This window comes from Kitasatospora nipponensis, from assembly GCF_039528135.1.
Classification (GTDB): Bacteria; Actinomycetota; Actinomycetes; order Streptomycetales; family Streptomycetaceae; genus Kitasatospora; species Kitasatospora nipponensis.
This window is the reverse complement of the sequence record NZ_BAAALF010000929.1, coordinates 1-587: the sequence shown is the minus strand read 5'-3', so window position 1 is coordinate 587 and position 587 is coordinate 1. Positions and strand designations below refer to the sequence as shown.

At 63.5% G+C, this 587-nt stretch carries 1 protein-coding gene; it reads right to left on the bottom strand.

What is annotated here, in order from left to right; translation table 11 throughout:
• Positions 1-146: 146 nt before the first annotated feature.
• Positions 147-587: helix-turn-helix domain-containing protein (locus ABD323_RS44115; RefSeq protein WP_344447628.1), on the bottom strand; the 441-nt coding region annotated here is incomplete at its 5' end.

Here is a 587-nt window from a genome sequence, read left to right as displayed (position 1 = left end):
CCCAGCGCCCGCCACCAGCCGGTCGAGAATCTCCCAGTCGTATTCTCCGCGCCGCGCCTGGATATTGGACCAGCGTGTCCTGCTGTCCCACAAGCGCACCGCGCCGACTCGGAATGTCGGCATCTCCCCGGTGGAGCTGTTTGTGGTCACGCCGAAGAACGACGCAGGAACGGCAACGGGCGCCTGCGACCAGTGGCTCGCGGTAACCGATGGGGAACCGATAGGGGAAGCCTGCGGTCTCGGGGAATCAGCCGGCGCAATTTCCTTCTTGCCACCGGCGTGGGCTCTTCCATAGGGGGCTGCTTTTCGCCCGCGTTGGACCACAGTTGATAAAGTTTATCGACCTCCTCGCGGGTGCCACCGCATACCCGTGCGATGCGTTCGACGATTCCGAATTCCGTCGGCAGGGTCCCGCCGTTGCAGTAACGGTGAACGCTCGACCGGCTGAGGTTCGCCTTCTTTCCGACTCGGTCGTAGCTGAGCCCGCTTCGCACCTTCAGCGTGCTCAGAAGCTCGAAGAACTCCTGTCGTTCCCCTGGTCTGGTCAACCCCGAACTCCCCATCCCGCTGTCAACCGAGCGCGGCAA